This window comes from Agrobacterium sp. rho-8.1, assembly GCF_033957725.1.
Lineage (GTDB): Bacteria > Pseudomonadota > Alphaproteobacteria > Rhizobiales > Rhizobiaceae > Agrobacterium.
On sequence record NZ_CP192788.1, the window covers coordinates 1,816,651 to 1,835,588 of the forward strand.

21 protein-coding genes and 1 tRNA gene are annotated in these 18,938 nt (G+C 56.9%); 7 read left to right on the top strand and 15 right to left on the bottom strand.

The genetic code is table 11. The annotated features are described in order from the left end of the window. Nucleotides 1–103 precede the first annotated feature (103 nt). The 4 genes from hemB to RMR21_RS09165 all read left to right on the top strand — a co-directional run bounded on the left by hemB (nucleotide 104) and on the right by RMR21_RS09165 (nucleotide 3,186). On the top strand, nucleotides 104–1,117 hold the full coding sequence (hemB, locus tag RMR21_RS09150) for a porphobilinogen synthase (RefSeq protein WP_498667659.1): 1,014 nt from the start codon (nucleotides 104–106) through the stop codon (nucleotides 1,115–1,117). Nucleotides 1,118–1,183: 66 nt separating this feature from the next. Further along, nucleotides 1,184–1,642, top strand: coding sequence for an RDD family protein (locus tag RMR21_RS09155; RefSeq protein ID WP_498667660.1), 459 nt, complete (start codon nucleotides 1,184–1,186; stop codon nucleotides 1,640–1,642). A 149-nt stretch (nucleotides 1,643–1,791) separates the two neighbouring features. Next, nucleotides 1,792–2,565, top strand: a complete 774-nt coding sequence (locus RMR21_RS09160) for an arginyltransferase (protein ID WP_498667662.1) — start codon at nucleotides 1,792–1,794, stop codon at nucleotides 2,563–2,565. A gap of 39 nt (nucleotides 2,566–2,604) precedes the next feature. Then, complete coding sequence (locus RMR21_RS09165) at nucleotides 2,605–3,186, top strand: DUF922 domain-containing Zn-dependent protease (protein WP_498670121.1); 582 nt, start codon at nucleotides 2,605–2,607, stop codon at nucleotides 3,184–3,186. 7 nt (nucleotides 3,187–3,193) lie between these two features. Here RMR21_RS09165 and RMR21_RS09170 read toward each other — a convergent pair whose 3' ends face one another. Continuing rightward, nucleotides 3,194–3,796, bottom strand: coding sequence for a J domain-containing protein (locus RMR21_RS09170; protein WP_498667663.1), 603 nt, complete (start codon nucleotides 3,794–3,796; stop codon nucleotides 3,194–3,196). A 361-nt stretch (nucleotides 3,797–4,157) separates the two neighbouring features. Between RMR21_RS09170 and RMR21_RS09175 the strand changes: the two genes are divergently transcribed. Both RMR21_RS09175 and RMR21_RS09180 read left to right on the top strand, forming a co-directional pair. Continuing rightward, on the top strand, nucleotides 4,158–4,511 hold the full coding sequence (locus tag RMR21_RS09175; protein WP_498667665.1) for a nuclear transport factor 2 family protein: 354 nt from the start codon (nucleotides 4,158–4,160) through the stop codon (nucleotides 4,509–4,511). A 105-nt stretch (nucleotides 4,512–4,616) separates the two neighbouring features. After that, a tRNA-Thr gene (locus tag RMR21_RS09180) sits at nucleotides 4,617–4,692 on the top strand. Nucleotides 4,693–4,778: 86 nt separating this feature from the next. On the opposite strand, the gene RMR21_RS09185 is transcribed toward RMR21_RS09180, so the two are convergent. From RMR21_RS09185 to RMR21_RS09210, 6 genes are all read right to left on the bottom strand, one after another. Further along, complete coding sequence (locus RMR21_RS09185; protein ID WP_498667667.1) at nucleotides 4,779–5,888, bottom strand: endonuclease/exonuclease/phosphatase family protein; 1,110 nt, start codon at nucleotides 5,886–5,888, stop codon at nucleotides 4,779–4,781. Between the two features lie 55 nt (nucleotides 5,889–5,943). Then, nucleotides 5,944–6,972, bottom strand: a complete 1,029-nt coding sequence (locus RMR21_RS09190) for an ABC transporter ATP-binding protein (protein ID WP_498667668.1) — start codon at nucleotides 6,970–6,972, stop codon at nucleotides 5,944–5,946. Next, a complete protein-coding gene (locus tag RMR21_RS09195; RefSeq protein ID WP_498667669.1) occupies nucleotides 6,960–8,654 on the bottom strand; it encodes an ABC transporter permease in 1,695 nt (564 codons plus the stop codon). Before RMR21_RS09195 ends, RMR21_RS09190 begins: the two co-directional genes overlap by 13 nt. 9 nt (nucleotides 8,655–8,663) lie before the next feature. Further along, nucleotides 8,664–9,647, bottom strand: a complete 984-nt coding sequence (locus RMR21_RS09200; RefSeq protein ID WP_498667670.1) for an ABC transporter substrate-binding protein — start codon at nucleotides 9,645–9,647, stop codon at nucleotides 8,664–8,666. An 81-nt stretch (nucleotides 9,648–9,728) separates the two neighbouring features. Then, complete coding sequence (locus tag RMR21_RS09205; protein WP_498667671.1) at nucleotides 9,729–10,562, bottom strand: PhzF family phenazine biosynthesis protein; 834 nt, start codon at nucleotides 10,560–10,562, stop codon at nucleotides 9,729–9,731. Between the two features lie 160 nt (nucleotides 10,563–10,722). After that, a complete protein-coding gene (locus tag RMR21_RS09210) occupies nucleotides 10,723–11,967 on the bottom strand; it encodes an aminotransferase-like domain-containing protein (RefSeq protein ID WP_498670122.1) in 1,245 nt (414 codons plus the stop codon). A gap of 242 nt (nucleotides 11,968–12,209) precedes the next feature. Between RMR21_RS09210 and RMR21_RS09215 the strand changes: the two genes are divergently transcribed. Next, complete coding sequence (locus RMR21_RS09215) at nucleotides 12,210–12,662, top strand: RbsD/FucU family protein (RefSeq protein WP_498667673.1); 453 nt, start codon at nucleotides 12,210–12,212, stop codon at nucleotides 12,660–12,662. 53 nt (nucleotides 12,663–12,715) lie between these two features. On the opposite strand, the gene RMR21_RS09220 is transcribed toward RMR21_RS09215, so the two are convergent. The 8 genes from RMR21_RS09220 to RMR21_RS09255 form a co-directional block, all read right to left on the bottom strand. Beyond that, the gene (locus tag RMR21_RS09220) at nucleotides 12,716–13,363 is read right to left on the bottom strand and encodes a hypothetical protein (RefSeq protein ID WP_498667674.1); all 648 of its coding nucleotides are present in this window, start codon (nucleotides 13,361–13,363) and stop codon (nucleotides 12,716–12,718) included. 88 nt (nucleotides 13,364–13,451) lie between these two features. After that, nucleotides 13,452–14,018, bottom strand: coding sequence for a hypothetical protein (locus RMR21_RS09225; RefSeq protein ID WP_498667675.1), 567 nt, complete (start codon nucleotides 14,016–14,018; stop codon nucleotides 13,452–13,454). 220 nt (nucleotides 14,019–14,238) lie between these two features. Continuing rightward, entirely contained in the window at nucleotides 14,239–14,958 is a 720-nt protein-coding gene (locus RMR21_RS09230) for a hypothetical protein (RefSeq protein ID WP_498667677.1), read from the bottom strand. Between the two features lie 123 nt (nucleotides 14,959–15,081). After that, nucleotides 15,082–15,753 carry a hypothetical protein gene (locus RMR21_RS09235; protein WP_498667678.1) on the bottom strand — a complete coding sequence of 224 codons (672 nt, stop codon included), beginning with the start codon at nucleotides 15,751–15,753 and terminating at the stop codon, nucleotides 15,082–15,084. A gap of 167 nt (nucleotides 15,754–15,920) precedes the next feature. Next, nucleotides 15,921–16,265, bottom strand: coding sequence for a helix-turn-helix domain-containing protein (locus RMR21_RS09240; RefSeq protein ID WP_498667679.1), 345 nt, complete (start codon nucleotides 16,263–16,265; stop codon nucleotides 15,921–15,923). A 367-nt stretch (nucleotides 16,266–16,632) separates the two neighbouring features. After that, nucleotides 16,633–17,652, bottom strand: coding sequence for a ketol-acid reductoisomerase (gene ilvC, locus RMR21_RS09245; protein WP_498667680.1), 1,020 nt, complete (start codon nucleotides 17,650–17,652; stop codon nucleotides 16,633–16,635). 45 nt (nucleotides 17,653–17,697) lie between these two features. Then, nucleotides 17,698–18,354 carry a TetR/AcrR family transcriptional regulator gene (locus RMR21_RS09250; protein ID WP_498667681.1) on the bottom strand — a complete coding sequence of 219 codons (657 nt, stop codon included), beginning with the start codon at nucleotides 18,352–18,354 and terminating at the stop codon, nucleotides 17,698–17,700. Between the two features lie 157 nt (nucleotides 18,355–18,511). Further along, nucleotides 18,512–18,919 carry a winged helix-turn-helix transcriptional regulator gene (locus RMR21_RS09255; protein WP_498667682.1) on the bottom strand — a complete coding sequence of 136 codons (408 nt, stop codon included), beginning with the start codon at nucleotides 18,917–18,919 and terminating at the stop codon, nucleotides 18,512–18,514. Nucleotides 18,920–18,938: the final 19 nt, after the last annotated feature.

Consider the following 18,938-nt stretch of genomic DNA (forward strand, 5'->3'; position numbering starts at 1 on the left):
ATTGCGCTGCGGCGCTAGGCATTGTCAAAACCCGTAACGATCTGTCGCATTCGCACAGTGCACACATTGTGTTATGTCGGGGTCGACTTGGAAGGACATCATAATGAGCGACAAGACACATCTCGTAGACCACATGACCGGCCACCGCCGCATGCGCAGAAATCGCAAGGCAGACTGGACGCGCCGCATGGTGCGAGAAAACATCCTGACCGTTGATGATCTGATCTGGCCCGTTTTCATCGTGCCCGGCACCAACATCATCGAGCCCATTCCGGCCATGCCTGGCGTAAACCGCATGAGCGTGGACCGGTTGGTCGAGGCAGCAAAGGAAGCCGCTGATCTCGGTGTGCCGGCGATCGCAACATTTCCCAATATCGATCTGGCATTGCGTGACGAAACCGGATCGCAGGTTCTCAAAGCCGACAACCTCATCAACCAAGCAACCATTGCCGTCAAGAAAGCCGCACCGAATATCGGCTTGATAACCGATGTTGCTCTAGACCCCTTCACCAGCCATGGGCATGACGGCATTTTGCGTGGCGACATCATCGTCAACGACGAGACAGTGGATCAGGTCGTCGAGGCCGCGATCCTCCAGGCCGATGCAGGCTCCGACATCATCTCACCGTCTGAAATGATGGACGGACGCATCGGCGCCATTCGTCGCGGGCTGGATGCCGCAGGCCATCAGGATGTGGGTATCATGTCTTACGCCACGAAATTCTCCTCTGGCTTCTACGGGCCCTATCGCGAAGCCATTTCCACCAGCGGACTGTTGAAAGGCGACAAGAACAGCTATTACATCAGCCCAGCCAACGGCATGGAAGCGGTGCGCGACGCCGCGCTAGATGTTGAAGAAGGTGCCGACATGCTGATGGTCAAACCCGGCCTGCCCTATCTCGATATCTGCTGGCGCCTGAAAGAAGCTTTTGGCCTGCCGACGTTTGCCTACCAAGTTTCGGGGGAGTACACGCAAATCAAGGCGGCGGCCATGAATGGCTGGATCGATGGCGACCGGGTGATGATGGAAACTCTCCTGTGCTTCAAACGCGCTGGCTGCGATGGCATCCTCACCTATTTCGCCATTGAGGCTGCCAAGAAACTCGCCAAGGGCTGAAGCGACGGATTATTGTATTCGGCGGTTTTAACACCATATTGTTTTTCGAACAGGAGAAACACGTCGATGACACTCGACCCGAATGCAACATACGTCCCCACAGAAGACTGGCGCGCCTATAACGGCGTGCTGAGCCGTCGCGCCTTCGCCTTCATTCTTGATTACATCATCGTAGCTCTTCTATGCATTCCGGCCGCTGTTATCGTCTTTTTCCTCGGTGTTCTGACGCTGGGTCTGGGCTTCATGCTCTTCCCCGCCATCTTCGTCATCGTGGCAGTGCTGTATTTTGGCATGACGCTCGGAAGCTCGGCTCAGGCAACACCGGGCATGCGCGCAGCCGGAATCGCCATGGCGCGAACGAACGGGCGGCGAATCGATTTTCTGCTGGCGACGGTGCATATCGCACTCTTTTGGATTATAAATTCCGTCCTCACGCCCTTCATTCTGTTGGCCGGTCTGTTTACGGAACGCTCGCGCCTGCTGCACGACTTCCTGCTCGGCACCGTTATGGTAAGAACAATCTAAAATTCAAATAAAAGCTGCTGTCGGTGGCTGCAAATTGAAGCGCAGCCCACTTGCGGTAGTTGACGTTTCGCATCTTTTTGTCATTCTGGCACGAGGGCTTGACGACGGGTTGATGGCCGCTGGCTGGAGAAGGGAGCGATCAGGGTTCGATGAACACGCAAGCGACACCGTCACCGCAATTTTATCTGACAGCGCCTGCCACCTGCCCTTATTTGCCCGGTCAGCAAGAACGCAAGGTTTTCACCCATCTTGTTGGCCCGCGTGCACCGGAGATGAACGATCTTCTGACCCAAGGCGGCTTTCGCCGTTCCCAAAACATCGCATACCGTCCCGCCTGTGAGACATGCCGTGCATGTGTCTCCGTCCGCATTCTGGTAGACGGTTTTACACCCACGAAATCCATGCGGCGCGTGATGGGCATCAATAACGATCTTGTCGCAACGGTTCATCAGTCCGAGCCGTCCACCGAGCAGTTTTCCCTCTTCCGTCGCTATCTTGACCGACGCCACCAGTCCGGCGGCATGTCGGATATGTCGGCGCTGGATTACGCCGTGATGGTGGAAGACACCCACGTCAACACCCGCATCATCGAGTATCGTAAGCGCGAACCGGGCTATGGCATAGATGACACAAAGAGGGGCGAACTGATTGCTGTTGCGTTGACAGACACGATGAGCGACGGCCTCTCGATGGTCTATTCCTTCTTCAATCCGGATTTCGAAAAGCGCTCGCTCGGTACCTTCCTGATCATCGATCACATATCGAGAGCACGGTCACTTGGTCTGCCCCACGTTTATCTTGGCTATTGGGTCGATGGGTCAGATAAAATGGGTTACAAGACCCGCTACCGCCCGCAGGAACATCTGACGCCGCGGGGCTGGGAGTTGTACGAGCCGGAGACGAGCTCGTTACAAACACCATAAAGACAAGCAGGAAACCGCGTGCAGATACGATTTGACACCATTCTCGCGGCGGGTTCGATTGCCTTGCTGGCAGCATCCGCGCAAGCCCAAACCAACTGGCGCCCAAGCGAACAGATAAAGACCTACACCGTCAGCGGCAGCACAGGCTTCGCACTTTACGAGTCCATTGGCGAACGGGGCCCGCAGGCTGGCGTTCAGGCTGTTGCTCATACAACCTTCAAGCTGACATGGCGGCGTGATTATCGACCACAGCCAGATGGTGCATGCGTTTTGGCAACGGCGCGGCCCAACCTCACCATCATTTACACCTGGCCCAAAGCACCGGACAAACTTGCGCCCGATGTTGCCGCAAGTTGGCAGCGGTTCATTTCCGGCGTTGAAAAACACGAGCGGGTGCACGGAGCGCATATTCTGGAGATGGTAAAAAAGATCGAAGCCTTCAGCGTGGGCCTGCGCGCCGAGAACGATCCGAAATGCCAAAAAGTCCGCGACGTCTTGCAACAGCGTTTGGGCGAACTATCCAATGAACAGCGCCAGCGTGGCCGGGATTTCGACAAGGACGAATTGTCGAACGGCGGTGCGGTTCACCAGCTCATTCTGGCACTGGTAAACGGCCCATAAGGTATCCCTACTCGGCCGCCTCGCCCTTCAAAACCGGTTCGGCCAGAATGGCGATCTCGAGCTCGTAGGAATAGCCTTCCAGCATCGTGTAGGCCTGCTCGATGACTTCGATCTGCGTTTCGGCATTGCGAATGGCGTCTGCAATCGACTGGCTGCGCGCCCGCAGCATCGAACCCAGGACATCGGTCTCAGGCTTGCGGCCGAGGCGGTCCATGTGCTTGCGGACGCGCGCGCGGTGGCGTTCCAGTTCCAGAATGTGAAAACGACTTTTCAAAATATCGTCCGTCAATTTGCGACGCATGGCCGCCACCGGATCGAAACTGCCAGGCTCGCGCTCATCCAGAATGAAGTCGTTGACGAGCGTTTCCAGCATCAGCAAGCCCTTGAGATCTTTGGCGTCCGCCAGCTGCGGATCATAGCCGGTATCATCGAAAACCTTGCGCCTGACAGGGTCCTTCAACAGGTCATAGGCCAGTTGCAGCTTTTCGAATCGCTCGGCATCCCCGCCACTGTCGGGGTGCGCGGTCTTGGCCACCTTGCGATAAGCAGACTTGATCGCCGCCTCATCGGCATTACGCTCCACACCCAGCAAAACATAAGGATCGATCACCGAAACACCTGTATCCGCATTCTTAAAATTGCCTCAGCCCGCCACGGGCGCACCTGACTGCGTCGGGATCATACGAAATTTTTCACACCCAAGGCACCCCTTGCCTGCGGTTTTGAGCGCAAAACGACAATAAGCCTCAAGCCTTGACCGGCAGCGATACGCCATTGCCCGCAAATTTGTCGAGCGCATGGCGAGGATGAAAGTGGATATGACAAAGATGTGGAAAGTGGTGGTGGTGGCAGCGTCTCTTCAAATTGCAAGCCGCGTGATAACGGCGTTAACCACTGACTTTAAAGGCCCATAGTCTAATTCTGAAACGTGTTGTACTTTAGAACTCACTTTTGGGGAGAAGGTCAGCAGGATGTCGGAAACAATCACACAGACCGTTACGGATTACGTGCAGGCAATGACCGATGCGGATGCCAGCCTGCTGCGTGAGGTATTCGACCCCCGCGCCAGTGTCGTCGGAAATTACGAAGGCGCAACGGAGTGGCTTTCGCTGGAGGATTTCATTCACCAGACCCGCGCAGCCGACCAGACGACACACGAACACCAACCACGGTTCCAGATTCTCGGCATAGACCGGACCGGCGACACCGCATCCGTCAAACTGACCACCCGCCTCGCTGGCATGGATTTCTCCGAATACCTTTCCTTGCTGGAGCGCGACAAAAACTGGACCATCATCCAACGCCTCTATTCCCTCCAGGGATAGCCCAAAAGCGGCCCGCGAAGCCAAAGCCAATCACTTTTTACAGGCGACAGTGAAATTTCCACTTTACACCACCAGAGAATCTGATAATTCCACCCGCACTGGATTGCCCTTGTAGCTCAGTTGGTAGAGCACCTGATTTGTAATCAGGGGGTCACGAGTTCGAACCTTGTCGGGGGCACCAGTCTTTTCTTTTCCCATGATGGAATGTTGATTTTAGCGCAGTCGTAGCAAGCTTGCGCGAGTCGGCTGTTGTACACGTTCGGCATCTTAGACAAGATCCAGCGTCATCACCACCGGACAATGATCAGACGCCTTGGGGCGGTCCCAGCCTGTGCGGGGGTAGCGCGCGACATCTTGCCCCGGCGGAAATATCGTTCGGTAGGGTTGGCCGGCGCGCACGATTTCGGGGATGTGGTGGGCGTTGATCTCTGCCAGATGCGACGAAAGCCAGATATAGTCGAGCTGGCAGAGATGCTGTTCCTGTGGTCCGCGTGAGTGGTAGAGCGTCCAGCGGTCCATGATGTCGCGGCGCAGCATCGGATTGACCGCGAAACCATCCTTGCTGAGAATATCGAGCGCGCTGCGTTCTTCAGTCGTCGGCGTGAAGCTGTAGCCGGTGCGGCGGTTGCCGGATATGGCCACGCGTTCCTGGTAGTCGTTCATATCGCCGCAGATGGCGAAGTTCACGGAGCGGGTCTTGTCCGCTCCGAAGCGGTTTTCGATGATGCGGCGGATGGCGCGGACCTCTGCTTCGCGCACGGGCATGGTGGAGAGGCGGGCGTCGCCTGCCTCGCGGGCATTGGTCATGGATTTCAGATGCGTCACATACAACGTGAACGGCTTGCCGCCGATGCGCAGATCGAGTTCGAGGCAATCCCGTTTGAAAATCTTGTCATCAATGCGGTTCGTCAGCGCCAGTTCCGGCGTGAACAGCTCAAGATCGCGGTATGTCAACGCCGCGTGGCTTTTGATCTCAACAAGTTCGATCTTTTCACCATCAAGTGTTTCCTCGCGCATGATGACGGCAACATCGATGCCGCGACCGTCATTGCCTTCCACCAGATATTTCTGGCGATAGCCATTACCCACCATGCGGTAGAGATAGCCATATTCAAAAGCCTGAAGGGCGGCCATGTTATCGACTTCCTGCAGGCAGAGAATGTCCGCATCGGCATCCGCGATGGCCAGGGCGGAAAGCTGGCGGGTATCATCGGTCGAGGCCAGCATGCGCGCACTTTCCAGCGCCTGATAGGTCGCTTCATCGCGGACATCGAAAAGCTGCATTGCCCGGTCTCGCCGCGTCTGGTTGCGAAAGCCGGTGTAATCGAAACGCGTCATCAGGTTTTCGATGTTGAAGGTGGCAAGCCGCAGCGACATGGTTCATTCCCTGTTGGTTGCGGCCAGACTATCCGTTTCTCGCATCACAGCAAGCTTAGAGCCGCCACGCAGAGCGGATGGTGACCGGGAACACAGCACCGATGGCGGCAGGCTCACGGGAATAGGCGCGCAGCACCTGCCCGTCCGGCAGCGTCAGCCGCAGGGCGTAACGTTCGCCTTCATAGAGAATAGTCGCGACACGGCATGGAATGCCTTCGGCGTCTTGGATCACGTCCTGTGGGCGCACCAGAACGTCACTTTGCAGTGACGCCGAGACGTTGCCGATGAAGGCCTGCCTCAAAACGCTCCAGTCCATCGATCTTGGCGCGTTCTCCGGCAAGGTCAGAGACAGGATAGCACCCTGCCCCACGAGGCCGCCGACAAGCTTTCCTTCCGGGCGCGCATAGAGTTCGGCCGGTGCCGCCATCTGTAACAGCCTGCCCTCGGACATGACGGCGACGTCGGTTGCGAGTGCCATGGCCTCGGCCTGATCATGGGTGACGTAAACCATGGTCGCGCCTGAAGTGGCGTGGAATTCGCGAAATGTTTCTTCCATTTCCTGGCGCAGGTGACGGTCGAGATTGGCCAGCGGCTCATCCAGCAACACCACGTCGGGTTCGGTGACAAGGCAACGCGCCAACGCCACGCGCTGCCTCTGCCCGCCGGAAAGTTCGGACGGTCGGCGGTCCGCATAGGCTTCCAGCCGCACCGTCGCCAGCGCATCCGCCACCTTGGCACTGTAACGTTCGCCGCTGATGCCGCGCACCTTCAGTGGATACCCGGCATTGTCCGCCACAGTCATATGCGGCCACAGCGCGTAGGACTGGAACACCATCGCCATGTTGCGACGCTCCGGTGGCACCATGCTTCCGGCGTCGGCCAGTACCCGTTCGCCTAACAGAATGGAGCCATCCGTCGGCTGTTCGAAACCGGCGATCATCCGCAGGACCGTCGTCTTGCCGCAGCCGGAAGGGCCGAGCAGCGCCAGAAAACCGCCTTCGCGAATGGTAATGGAGACATCATCCACTGCGGGTTTTGCGCCGCCGAAGCTCTTGGACAGACGGTTGAGGATCAGTTTCGCCAAGGTACCACTCCCTTCGGCAGTTTCTGTCCCAGCACTTCCAGAAGCAGCATGAGAACAATGACCATGGCTACCACCAGAACGGACAGAGCCGAGGCGAGATCGAAACTGCCGCTGTCATCGAGATTGTAGATCACCACGCCCAGCGTTTGCGTTCCCGCAGACCACAGCAGTGCAGAAACGGTCAACTCGTTGCAGGCAATGAGAAACACCAGAATGACCGACGCCCCGGCAGCAGGCCCGACCAGCGGCAGAATGATGTCGAACATTCGCCGCCAGAAACCGGCACCGGCCAGCCGTGCGGCCTCCTCCAGCGCCGGGTCGAACTGCGTGAAGGCGGACACCATCGGCTTCAGGCTGACGGCGAAGAAGGAGGAAAAATAGGCCAGCAGAATGATCCACAGCGTGCCGTACAGCGTCACGCCAAGCAGCGGGATGGGTGCGGCAAACAGCAGAACATAGGACACGGAAATGACCACACCGGGAAGCGCATAGGGAATGTCCACAAGCGCCGACAGCAGGAACATGAAACGACTTTTGCCGCGCACCAGAAAATAGGCCGTCAACACCGTCACCGCCAGGAGACACAGTGATGTGGCCGTTGCCAGAAACAGTGAGTTGGCAAAGGCCGTGCGCGTGACCGCCTGCCGGAAAAGGATTTCCTCATAGGCATGCAGCGTCGCCGTCTTCATGGTTAGCGGCACGCCGTAAGCAGGGGCAAGGGAACTGGAGATCAACGCCATGAGCGGAGCCACCAGCATGAAGAAAATGCCGAGCCAGAGCGCCAGTTCGGCCACCACACGCCAGCGATTGAGACGGAAGGTGGCGGCCTTGCCGGAGAGGCCGATAATCCGATAATCGCGGCCCTTCATAGCCCTTTCCTGAATGGCAAGACCAATGACGGAGATGATGGCGATCATGCCTGAGAGCATGGCGATATCGCCGAAGGTGCTGGTACCGAAGCTGGCAAAGCGGCTGTAGATCAAGGTGGGCAGGGTGAAGATGGATGCGGGAATGCCGAGAATGGCCGGAATGCCGAAATTGCCCACGCCGGAAACGAAGGAGATGGCAGCGCCAGCAATCAAGCCCGGCATGGCCAGCGGCAGAATGATGTGTTTCAGCACCTGCCAGGACGACGCGCCGGAAAGTTTCGCCGCCTCGATACCGTCCTGCGGCAACGCCAGCAGTCCGGCGCGCAGGGACAGGTAAACCAGCGGCGCATGCTGCACGCCTAACAGCAAGGCAATGCCGCCGATGGAATAGAGAGGCTGCGGCGAACCCAGCGGCGGAGCAAGGCCGATGGCCTTCAAAAGCGTACTGGATGGTCCTGTCATGCCGATCCACGACAGCGCGGTGACCTGCGGCGGGATCATCATCGGCAGCATGAACAGGAAACTCAAAACCGACTTCGCCCTGATATCGCACAGCGTCAGCGCCAAGGCGAAACCAGACCCTATCGCCAGCGAAATGACCATCCCGAAAAAAGAGGTTGAGAGCGTGTTCAGCACGGCCTGCCACAGGGCCGGATCGCTCAGCAGTGGCCACATGTCACCATTGAGTGACGAGAGGATGCCGATATAGGCCAGCCGACCGAGCGGCAGCGCACTCAGCAGAAAGACGACTGAAACCACGAAGGGAAACAGCCAGCGGGGCTGGCTGTTTCCATTATTCGAAACCGTTGGCATGAAGCTGCATCAGCCCTTGGAGTCGAAGATATCGGAGAAGGTTTTCAGGTCCTTCTCGGAATTCTTCAGTGCTTCTGGCGCGTTGATTGGCAGAACCTTGATCTTGTCGCGTGCGGGGAAACCCTCTGGCAGGGCAACGTCGTTGCGGGCCGGAATGTAACCGAGCTTGACGAAGCCTTCCTGGCCCTTGGCGGACAGAACATAATCCACGAATTTCTTGGCTGCATCGGCATGTTTCGTGTTTGCCAGAATACCGACCGGTTCGGTCACAGCCGAAACGCCCTCTTCCGGGAAGACGAACTCTACCGGTGCGCCCTTGGCCTTTTCACGGATTGGCATGTAATCGACGACGACGCCATAAGCCTTTTCGCCGGAAGCAACCGACTTCAACACCGCACCGTTACCGCCAGCTGCGATCGCACCGTTCGCCTTCAGCGCTTTGTAGTAAACCCAGCCGAGGCTACCGACACCGGCCAGTGTCTGCGCATGGATGAGCGCGGCACCCGAGGTCAGCGGGCTCGGCATGGTGACGAGGCCCTTGGCTTCAGGCTTCTCCAGATCCTTCCAGCTCGCAGGCTTCATTGCGGCTTGCGTGTTGTACATGATGCCGGTGGTGATGAGCTTTGTGGAATAATAATAGCCGTCTACATCATAAAGTGCAGCATCGAAATGGGCAGCCTCCGGCGATTTATAGGCCAGCAACTGCTTGGCCTGCTTCATGCGTTCCAGCGTTACCGTATCGGCAATAAGGAGAACGTCGGCAGCAGCATTGCCCGCCTCGATTTCCGCCATCAGCTTTGCCATGATCTTCGGCGTTCCGTCGCGCACCCACTCGATATCGATGCCGGGATTCGCGGCCTTGAAACCATCGACGGTAGCCTGCGCATCTTCATTTGGCTGGCTGGTGTAAAGCACCAGATCAGCGGCGTGGGCACCGCCGACCAGAATACCGAGCGAAACGATGGCGGTGAAAGCCGAAAGAAGCGTTTTCATGAATGGAGTTCCTGTTGGTATATGACACCGCTAAAACACATGTCCATAACATGTATGTGACAGGAAGCTTTCAGACGACCCTTACAGCGTCACTCTACCCTCTATCAGCACCGTTACCGCTCCACCGATCCAGATATCATCGCCGATTTTATCAACACTGACGCGCCCTGCCCGGCCTAGAACCGTGCCTTGGCTTGCGATGTAGCTGACGGGTGCAATGCCTTTGCCGATGAGCCATTGCGCGATGCCAGCATTCAGGCTGCCGGTGACCGGGTCTTCGTAGCCATCCGCAAAGGCTCTGAGCTCGAAATCCGCCTCGATCGTATCATCTGCGCTGCAAGGGGCTGCTATGCCTACTTTCAAGCCGCCAAGCACGAGATAATTCGGCTTGACGTTCAAAACGTCTTGCCGCGATCGCAATAAGAGCGACACCCAACCCGGACCGTTATCCGTCCAGCTGGAATCGACAACCGCATCTGATGAAAGACCAAGCCCGGCAAGCACGTGGTCGAGCGTGTCTGCATCGACCGGGCCGGATTTGCGCAAAGGCGGAGCTGCAAAAGCCAGCTTTCCGTCCGACACCCTGATCCGAACCAGACCGGCCTCACATTCCTGCACCACTTCGCTCTTGTCGGTTTTACCCTGACGGGAAAGCCAGACATGGCATGTACCGAGCGTTGGATGACCAGCGAAAGGCAGCTCTCCATGTGGGGTAAAAATCCTTACCCGATAATCGGCATCCGCAGATGTGGGCGTCAACAGAAACGTCGTTTCACTCAGGTTTGTCCAGTTCGCGAAGGCCGCCATCTGCGCATCCGACAGACCATCCGCATCGCAGACGACGGCGAGCGGATTGCCTTTCAACGGCTGGGCGGAAAAGACGTCTACCTGTTGAAATGCGTGGCTGCTCGACATGAACGAAAACCTCTTCGTTAAAAACAAGAAATGCAAACTTGTCGTCATCCCTAGGGTTTGTCCCGAGGATCTGACCACATTTGATGTTGGGGTGCGTTAGATCCTCGGGACAAGCCCGAGGATGACGGAGACGTTGGGAGCCAAAGTCTATGGCTCGCAATCACACCAGGGGCATCGTCGCGTTGGATGTCGTTTCCGCACCGGCAATCAGACGACCGAGACGTTTGATGCCTTCATCGATCATCTGCTCGTTGGCGCAGGAGAAGCTGATGCGCAGCGTGTTCGCACCAGAACCATCAGCGAAAAACGCCTTGCCGGGCACGAAGGCAACGCGTTCCGTGGAGAGCGACTTGGCCAGCAATTCCGCGCCATCCATACCTTCCGGCAGCGTGACCCAGACGAACATGCCACCTTCCGGCTTCGTCCAGCTGGCGAATTTCGGCATGTATCTATCGAGAGCAGCCAGCATCGCATCCCGGCGCGCACTGTAAGCGGCCTTGATCTTCGCAACCTGCTTGTCGAAACCGCGCGAGGCGACGTGCTCGATCGCCATCTGGTTGATGGTCGATGAGTGCAGGTCTGCCGCCTGCTTCATCAAAACCAGCTTGCGAATGACCGGCATGGCCGCAACCACGAAGCCGACACGCAGGCCCGGTGCCAGCGTCTTGGAGAAGCTGCCGGAATAGATCGTGCGGGTCTTTTCGATACCGCCGCTGCGGGCGATGTCCAACGCCAGAATTGGCGTGACCGGCTCGCCGTCAAAACGCAGGTTCTGATAGGCGCCGTCTTCCAGAACAGCGATATCCAGCTCGTCGGCCAGCTCCAGCAATTTCTTGCGGCTTGCTAGATCGACCGTCTCGCCGGTTGGGTTGGAGAAATCTGCCGAGAGATAGGCGAATTTCACCGACCCGCCAGCCTTGGTGGCGTTGTCACGGTAGGTCTGCGGCGTGCGGTTACCGTTCGGGTTCAGTTGATCATAGGTTGGCTCATAGGCGTTGAAGGCCGAGAGAGCACCGAGATAGGTCGGCCAGGTCACCAGCGCCGTATCGTTGGGAGACAGGAACAGCTTACCAAGATAATCCAGCGCCTGCTGGGAACCGGACGTAATGAACACGTTGTCGACCGAGCATTCGATGCCGATCTTTTCCATGTCCTTGACGATCCATTCGCGCAGTGGCTTGTAGCCTTCGCTGACGGAATATTGCAGGGCAGCGTTGACCTGCGGACCGGAAAAGATATCCGCATAGGCCTGCTTGAATTCCTGATCCGGAAACAGCGCAGGGTCTGGAATACCGCCCGCGAACGAGATGATATCCGGCTGCTCCAGCAGCTTCAGCAATTCACGAATTTCAGACGCCTTCATGCGCAACGAGCGTGTGGCGAAAATCTGTTCCCAATCCAGCATGGGTTCGTTTCCTCTCATGTTTTCTTCTGCGCACAGATGTATCAAAGACGCGATAGGTCAGCAATGCTGACTTATCGTGTTTTGGTACGGTTTTTCGGAATTTCCGTGCGTTCTCCCAAATGCCGCATACGCATACATGCTGATACGAGAGTCTACAATCGGCATCGCCATGGATTGACGCCGACGTGTTTTAAGGCTCGATTGGCGGCAAAACGATTTGACGCATGGAGGAGAAACATCAAATGCTCAAGAACATCGATCCGGCTCTCAACGCAGATGTGCTGCACGCCCTGCGCGCCATGGGCCATGCCGATACGCTGGTGATAACAGACACCAACTTTCCGTCCGAAAGCATAGCCCAGCACACCGTTGTCGGTCAGGTCCTGCGCATGGAAAACATCTCCGCCGCCCGCGCTATGAAAGCCATCCTCTCCGTCCTTCCCTTGGACACCCCAATCCAGCCCTCCGTCGGACGCATGGAAGTCATGGGCGCTCCGGACCAGATCGAGGCGGTTCAGGCCGAAGTGCAAACGGAAATCGACGCCGCCGAAGGCACGTCAGCCCCAATGTATGGCATCGAGCGCTTTGCCTTCTATGAGCAGGCGAAAGATGCCTACTGCGTGATCACGACCGGTGAGACACGGTTTTATGGCTGCTTCATTCTAACGAAAGGCGTGATTGCGCCAAAAGGCTGACTGCGGCCGGTCTCAGCCTTACAACCCGTCAGCGTCGCATTAGGCGGCCCTGATCAATGGGTTATGGCCATGACCAGCCAGTCATAAATGTCGAGATCCGCAAGCATTTCCTGCGCATCTTTAACGGCATTGCTTGTGTGCAGGGAGTGCCATGCCTCTTCTGCCAGCCCGTGAGATTTCGCTGGCAGTCCAGCAGCGAGAATATCGAGCCGCTCCCTCAAAAGACTTGTCATGGCCGGAGGCGTCCAACCGCCGGTATGCGCAAAACCACCCGGCACCGGCATGGAAGAGCCTCGGATGTATCGTTGCAGGACGGTCTCGATCGGCCATCCATAGATAAGCGCTCGCACCTCATCGTCCGACCAGCCCAGCGCGGGCAAATGTTTTGCAAGCAGCGCATGGTTCGTATCATGGCTTGCGCTGAGGGATGGAAGCGTGACGAAATCCGGCGCGAGCATGACGAGAGCGGCCAGACCGGGACTGAGGAAAGCAGGCTCCAGCCAAGAGGGCGCTGCGCCGTCAGGACCCAAATAAAATGCGGTATGGATATCCTCGCGCTGCGCCAATGTCGCATATCTCGTCTTCGCCGCCGCTGCGAACACGGCCAGATCGCCAGTCGCCCACGCACTCATCAATGTTTGGACATCCCGCTCGAAGGCCGGCGTTACAGCACAGCGAAAAGCATGATGAAGTACTGCCACTCCTAATCTCCCTCTTCGTGTCGCCACCAACCTGAAGGCCGGTGGCGATGTCTGTTCGTTAAAATATTAGAGACTTATCAGGCGAAGTCTATTGAGCCTTGCAGGTGACAGGAGGGACAAGACTGCCAAGAGTGCCAGTAATCACAGTGACGTTCGAACCGGCGGTTGTTGCAAGGCTCTTGAAACCCAACGCTGCGACGCCGCTAGCTGCATTGTTTGAAGGGTTATCAGCCACGATCGCGCCTTTGGCGATGCTCCAATGTCCTTGCGGATTGTTATCAAAGTCGATGAGCCAAGGGAACGGAAGTGCGCCCGCTACGTCGGCAGCAGCGATGCCGACATTGGCCTGGGGAGGAGGAGCAGGTGCAACTGCAGGCGCTGGGACAGGGACATTAGGCCAATCCACCTTCACCAAGCATTGAGCGGAATGCAACCCGGCGACGGCCGCAGCATCGTCTGCATAATAGAAGAAAGATAATGTGGGCACCGGGTTACCGCTAACACCAAAATTGTCTTTCGTCCAAACTACCACGCCAGTTTCAGCATTGGCCGTGACCCCGCGATAGACGGAATAAGCATAGGCCGGGCTGACCGCACCCAACGCCAATGCAACGACGCTGATAGATAATAGACGGTTACGATGTTTTCTTTTCATGGGAGTGTCCTTTTTCCATCGAGAGACGAACGCTCCTCACACCATGCGAAGAGCGCTGACCGGCGGCATTTGCCGACGGATCCAGGTGGTGCGAGCGGTTGCCCGCCAGCTTGAGGGTTGGAAAATCGAGGGGTAGCTTCGTCAGACGTCCATCATGGCGTCATGCGAATCGGGGGGCTCAGAGAACCCGTGGATGAAAAGCCGAAATCAGCGCCTTTGCTCAAGACCCGCCCCGTGTGGAGAAGGTTCCGTCTGCGTTGTAGTTGACCACGATCCTTCTCAGTCCAGTGGTAAAATCGCAGCGTGCGGCATGAGTTTCATCATAGGAAATGGCGTCTCCGTCAGGCACAAAGCCCGTCTTGACGAAGAAGACCTGTTGCGGTGAACACGTGACCATGCTGTTGGGTGGAGGCGTAATGTAGCTGGAAAGCATGATGCATCCTTCCGCACTCAAGGCCGCCACACCCCAGCAAAGCTCCGGAAAAGGAGACGGATCGTAAGGCGGCAGATTGATGCCGAACGCTCCTGCCGGAATGTCTGGCCTATTGATCGGTTGGGACAGTCCAAGTGGATTGAGACTGAGAACCGAGCAGTTCAGCGCGTTTGTTGCCGTGACCGACGTGAGTTCGACCCGCCGTATCGCACGCACCGTGTTGATCGGCCATCGGGCCTCGTTTTCCACGGCAAAGATCGCGGGTTGTGGCACCGTCGTTCCGGGAGCGGTGCTGACGGCGCCGACGTAGACTTGCCTGCCGAGTTCAAAGCTGATCTCGGAACCAGTGCTCGAAAACTCGCCGACAGCCCGGCAGCCGATGCTGCTCGATGAAATCGAAGCGATCGTTGAGGAGGACTGGAATTCCGCCCTCTTCTGGAAAACGTGAAAATGCTGCAGACGCGGTGAGTGGTTTCTGACGATAATCTTGTAGTGCAAACTTGTCATAGCGGTCCACGATCCGGTTGGGGACGAAGTCTGCCCGCCGCCATCATGCTGCGGACAGACTGTGTGGCACATACGGTTGACGCACTGGGGGGTAGCCGCTCGTCAACCGTTGGCGCACAACGCCTACTGAAGCTGAGCGCTCCAGTTACCATTTGCCAGAAGGCTTACGTTGCATGTCGTGTAGCCGCCCGTGAAATCGGCAATAGCGGCGTTGATGCTGGATTGCGTGAAGTTCATCACGCTGCCCGGCGTGTAGGAACCTGTCTGGACGTAATATTTGAGGATCGGCTGGCAATCGGCGTAGCCCATTGGGTCAGCCTGCACGAAGTTCGACAGAATGATTCCACCATTGACGGCAACGGCTGAGCCGACATTGAAGTACGGCGGAGAGGTGAAGCTCGGCGTTGCGACACGAAACGCGCCGGGCTGAATACCGGGACCGTTCGTCGGCAACGAAAGACCCACAGGCGCAACCGTCGCCGTTGTAAGATCGTTTGGCGAACCGGAAGCGCCGGCGGCAGGCGCCAGATCGATAGGGCGGCTTGCGGATGCAAAGCCCGAGGAAGCGCCCACCTGAGGCGGGGTGTTTGCCTGCTGAATACCAGCGTAGAACTGCATATTCACTTCAAACGTCAAGATTGCACCGGTTTGGTCGTAATTTCCCAGCGACTGAGAAAACAGGCTGTTGGAATATACGGCTCCACCGCCAGTGTAGATGGCGGGCTGCTGGAAGAAGTAGAAATTCTGTGTCTGTGGCTCGTAGTTCTTCACGTTGATGGTCAGTAGAGTAGACATGGACAACTATCCTCAAAAGTTTGGAGTGAAACAGGGGTGCCGGTTGTGAAGAACGCTTTACCCACTCACATAAACAACCCTGAGGCGAATATGTACAAACCATTGCAGATAAACAATCTTAAGTTGTTTATCTGAGCGTGATAATGTCCCTAAGTTTAACCTGAGCGTTACATCCGCTCCGCGGGGATGGCTTCAAGCAAGGCCAGAAGTCGCGCCTGAACCGTAGCGGATCTGCTGCGAAGCAACAGGATCCATCGCATCTCGAGTGCCGAGATCGAATTGTTCCTGTGCCAGTCCATCGTGCCACGCCCCAGCAGCAGCCAATCAAGGGAAACATCGAGCAGCATGGCGAGAGAACAGGCACTTTCCAGCGAGGTGTGACCACCGTTCTGCCAGCGGGAGACCGCAGCAACGGATACATCAAGTTCGGCAGCGACGGCGTGCACCTTGCGAATGTGGCTTCGGGTGATGGCTTCGCGAATGCGCTTGCCTCGTTCCAAATCATTCGCCATGACGCAACTCCCACTCACCCTAATTTTAGTAAACACTCTATAGTTGTATTTGCGGAATAAGTCACGCATAAAGAGCAGTTACCTTACTCTTAGTTGCGTTTGGTTGTGCCACTTGTTGCTTGCTTTAAACTTCTCCACGCCGTTGCCGGGCCAAATGGAAAATCAGCTGGCGCTGTTGATCCAAATGCCACAAACGGCCTGCCCCACACGTCATGCATTCTGCTTGGAAACATCCGTCACATCGGCTTTCAGGATAACGAACAAAAAAATGCCCGCTAAAGCGAAGCTTTGCGGGCATTTGATATTCTTTCGCATCCACTATCGGATGGGCTTACTCACAGCCCAAATCGAAGTGAGACCAGAAGACTTAGTTGACAGCCTTGTCGACCAGCTTGTTCTTGCCGATCCAAGGCATCATGCCACGCAGCTTGGCGCCGACTTCTTCGATCTGGTGAGTGTCGTTCATACGGCGTATGCCCTTGAAGCGCGAGCCACCGGCGCGGTATTCCTGCATCCAGTCGGAGGTGAACTTGCCGGTCTGGATGTCGGTCAGAACGCGCTTCATTTCAGCCTTTGTTTCGGCAGTGATGATGCGAGGACCCGTGACGTATTCACCCCACTCGGCTGTGTTGGAGATCGAGTAGTTCATGTTGGCGATGCCGCCTTCATAGATCAGGTCAACGATCAACTTGACTTCGTGCAGGCACTCGAAATAGGCCATTTCTGGTGCATAACCGGCTTCCGTCAGCGTTTCAAAACCGGCGCGGATCAGTTCGACAAGGCCACCACACAGAACGACCTGTTCGCCGAACAGATCGGTTTCGCACTCTTCGCGGAAATTGGTTTCGATGATGCCGGAGCGACCGCCACCAACGCCACACGCGTAGGACAGAGCCACTTCAAGCGCGTTGCCGGAAGCGTTCTGGTGAACGGCAACGAGGCAAGGAACGCCGCCGCCCTTCTGGTATTCGCCGCGAACCGTGTGGCCTGGGCCCTTCGGAGCGATCATGACGACGTCGAGCGACGACTTCGGCTCGATGAGGCCGAAGTGGACGTTGAGGCCGTGTGCGAACGCAATCGCAGCACCATCGCGGATGTTGTCGGCAATGTCTGCCTTGTAGATGTCAGCCTGCAGTTCGTCAGGCGTTGCCATCATCAAAAGGTCTGCCCACTTTGAGGCTTCTGCGACGGTCATGACCTTGAAGCCATCGGCCTCGGCCTTCTTGATGGTGCCGGAACCGGCCTTCAACGCGATGACGATATTCGTCTGACCGCTGTCTTTCAGGTTAAGCGCATGTGCCCGGCCCTGTGAACCATAACCGACGATGGCGACATTCTTCGCCTTGATGAGATTGAGATCGGCATCACGATCGTAATAGACGCGCATTTCGGTAGTCCTTCCTTGGATATTTAACGGTGTTTAGACCGGAATTCAGGCGACCTTTCCGCCCATTTCCGAATGTATTTTTTCCGTGCCGTAGAGCGTCAGAAAGGCCGAAACGGCCTTGCGTGCCCGGGCCGAAAAATCCTTTGCCTGCTGCGCTTCACCGAGCAGCATGCGCACATGCAGATCGGACACGATCAGGCCATAAAAACTGCGATAGGCGTCTTCGAGATCATCGAAGCGCAGATAACCGGAGCGGCGACCGGCTTCGATCAACCCGCGCGACCGCTTGTCGATCTGGCGGCGACCACGCTCCAGAAGGAGGTTACCGAGCTTCGATCCATCGCGGCTGGCCTGACCGATGGCAAGGCGGTTCAACGCCAGCGAAACATCGCCCGCCAGAACATCGAGAAGATCATGCGCAAAGACTTCGAGATGGTCGGTCAGCTGCGCAGCGGAAACGCGGTCACCCGCCTTTTCAAACGTGCGAACCTTGCTCTGCTGAAATGTTATCATCGCGGCCAGCAGACCATCCCGATCGCCAAACCACTTGTAGAGGCTCTCTTTCGAACAATTGGCGGCACGCGCCAGACCGGAGGTGGTCAGTGCTTTTTCCCCGCCCTCGACCAGAAGACGCAAAGCCTGTTCCAGAACGGCGTTCTGGCGCGGCGAAAATTCCTGCGCTGTGATCGGATCGGTCCCCACCTTGTCCACTCCATCTGTCAAATATGTACCGTACGGTACGGTTCGAGCTTTGTTTAAGGGGGACAGAGAAAAGGGTCAAGAGTTTTCTCGAGGAACACGAAAGAATTGACGCGCCGCAATATGAGTGTCGGCGAAAATAGCGCGAAGTCAGAGGTCCTCAGGCTTCCGTCTCGAAATGCTGGCGCGCAGCCTTGACCGCCTCATGGTTTTCCAGCGCCCATTTGATGACGTCTGACAGTGGACTATAAAGTGAGCGTCCCAGCGGCGTCATGCTATATTCCACACTCGGCGGTTTGGTGGCGAAAACCTCTCGGTGAATGTAACCGTCGCGCTGGAGATCGCGCAATGTCTGCGTCAACATGCGTTGCGAAATATCTGGCACCATGCGGCGCAACTCGCCGAAGCGGTAAGGCCTCTCGGCCAAGGCCTGCAGCAGCAGCGTGGACCACTTGCCACTGATCTGGTTGAGAAGGTCGCGCACCGGGCAATTGCCGAAATCGAGATTGCGGAAGTCGGGCAGTGGCGCAGATGCTGTCGGCTTCAGTCTGGAAATCGTGGCACTCATGGTGGTTCCCTTTTGGTAA